Raw genomic sequence first — 2,541 nt, 5'->3', positions numbered from 1 at the left:
ACAAAGGTATTGTGTAAAGATTGTCATCGTAAGATAACCAATCAGCAAATACAGGATATTAGAAACAAGAACGATAAGAACAAATAGCTAATTAACCGTGAGGAGAAATTAGTTCTCGAAAGAGAGTAAATTATGGAAAGCCGGATGCTGGGAAACTTGCTTGTCCGGTTTGGACGGGGGCTGATTGTAAATAAAACAGCAAAGATAAACCGCTGAATAAAACGCAATTAATCTATTCGTATCAATATTATGGCTGTAGTTACAACAATAACGAAAGAGGAATTTGTCAAAGAAACTAGAATCGTTAATGTAACTGTTAGTAATGCGAAGATTTTGAGGCAACATCCTCTATTTCAAAAATACTTTGATTTTAGTTGCAAATCTCCTTGTTATAATGCTGATTTGGAAGAATTTGGTATGGTTTGGAAAATTAAAAATCCGCCTAAAAATTTATTAGGTGTTTTTTTTGATCAAAATACTAGAGAGGATGAAGATGATAAGTATACTTTAGAAGATTTAAAATATATGGCTAACAAATCCCCTAATATGTATATTCTTTGGAAATACAAAGAAAAATGATAATTTTTTCTATTATTAGGATCCAAAGAGGTCTAAATATCGTGTCATTTAACCAATGACCAGTGCGATAAACACTGTAAGGCTAAGAACGGTTCTTGAATGGAAACTCTCAAGAATTACAGCAGTTCTTAAAAGCGGGTTGCAACGAAGTAGTTAGTTAAGAAGATACCGCCACCAAATGGTTCTAAGGATAAGCCTGTAATGGCCTAAGAAGATAAGTAGATGTAATATTAAACCTGTCTCGTAAACTACTATAAACGAGCAGTCCTGAGGCTATTAATACAATAGATAAGTATTGAATAGTTTATCAATTAACAAACCTGGAATCTCACCATTAACAAAATGGTTACTTCCCCTAAGGAATCAAGGTAGATATTTAGCGTAACTTGGAGAATCCTAAAGGTCAGTTATTAAATTAACTAATAATGAGCTTAAAGTCATTAGGCCCAAGGATAAAGCGACTTCTTAGTAGTCGGAGGAGTAAAACTTGATCTGGAATGATAAAGAGAATCGTCCTCCCTGGAACAAGGTTAACGACCTTGATAGGGCGAAAGAAGTCAGTAATTTATTGTTTATTCAATGAAAAAATAATGAGTTATTAAATGAAGTTAGTTTTTGAAAGAAGGTAAATTATGTCAAACCGAATGTTGGGCAAATTACTTGTCAAATTTTTAGAGAGAGATAATTGCGATATAGACCATAAAAAAAATAAATCAAGTTATCGAAACGCAAATAATCTATCCTTATTAATTAATAAATTAAAGATAAAATGTTATATTTTATCTTTAATTTTATCGATTTTTATTATTATTATAAAACAAAATAACTATATTATAGCGTATAACAACAATAATAATAATAATAATTTTTCATATCATTTACAAATGATAAATAATGATATCATTAGCTTATCTTTACGTAGACAACAAGTGTTTATATTAGAAGTTAGCCACAGCAATACAAATACTAAACAAATTTTAAGACAAAGATGTCTTGTATTAGCGCGTTTAATTTTAAATTTAGAACAACAAAAAAAAATAATTCAAGAATTAATAACAGAAGGTATTGATAATAATCAAAAAATAGATCAATTATTAGAACTTAAACGACATTTTATAAATCAATCTATGTTGATTTAAATTAATTATTTCTAAACAACAACTATAATATTGATAAAAAAATTTATTTGAGATAAAAATAATAAATTATGATAATCTGGATGCGAGGTAACTTGATTGTCCGGTTTAGATAGGGGATTTTTCAATATACAACTGAAATATAAAAATAAAAAATACTATTTTTGCAATTTACCTATAAATATATTGATTTATTTTTTTAAATCATTACTATAACATATAAGAAAAAAATTATTTTTATTTTAATTATTTTTTACTTTATTTTGAAACGGAAACAAAAATAAATGAAATTAAAGTTTAACAAAAATATTTCATTTTATAATTTATTTTTTTTATTTTTTATTATTATTATTTTTTTAATAAAAATTTTTTTAATTAGAAAAAATAATGTAAGTAATAATTATCATTTATATCAAATTTTAAAAAACGATTCTATTGAAAAATCAAATAATACAAAAGAAAAAGATATTATTTCATCAGATTTTTGTAAATTTAAAATCAATCCAAAAGATTTTGAAATAATACAAATGTATATTTTCTCCAATAACTATTATGATAAATTATCTATTATAAATAAAATAACCAACGAAGAACAAAAAATAATTGAAAAAATTAAAAATAAATGGAATTTTGTTTTAGAAACTAAAATAAAAAGAGAAAAAAATATTAATGATTTAGATAGGGCGCCAAAGAGGCCTGAATATCGTGTCATTTAACCAATGACCAGTGCGATAAACACTGTAAGGCTAAGAACGGTTCTTGAATGGAAACTCTCAAGAATTACAGCAGTTCTTAAAAGCGGGTTGCGACGAAGTAGTTAGTCAAG

Annotated in this window: 3 protein-coding genes; all 3 read left to right on the top strand. The window is 26.2% G+C overall.

What is annotated here, in order from left to right:
• Positions 1 to 249 precede the first annotated feature (249 nt).
• A complete protein-coding gene (locus OC705_RS02420; RefSeq protein WP_304513986.1) occupies positions 250 to 579 on the top strand; it encodes an effector protein in 330 nt (109 codons plus the stop codon).
• Between the two features lie 632 nt (positions 580 to 1,211).
• On the top strand, positions 1,212 to 1,718 hold the full coding sequence (locus OC705_RS02415) for a hypothetical protein (protein ID WP_304512704.1): 507 nt from the start codon (positions 1,212 to 1,214) through the stop codon (positions 1,716 to 1,718).
• Positions 1,719 to 1,999: 281 nt separating this feature from the next.
• The gene (locus OC705_RS02410; protein WP_304512703.1) at positions 2,000 to 2,431 is read left to right on the top strand and encodes a hypothetical protein; all 432 of its coding nucleotides are present in this window, start codon (positions 2,000 to 2,002) and stop codon (positions 2,429 to 2,431) included.
• The last annotated feature ends 110 nt before the right edge of the window (positions 2,432 to 2,541 follow it).

The organism is Candidatus Phytoplasma fabacearum (assembly GCF_030586805.1).
Lineage (GTDB): Bacteria > Bacillota_I > Bacilli_A > Acholeplasmatales > Acholeplasmataceae > Phytoplasma > Phytoplasma fabacearum.
This window is presented reverse-complemented; position numbering and strand designations above follow the sequence as displayed.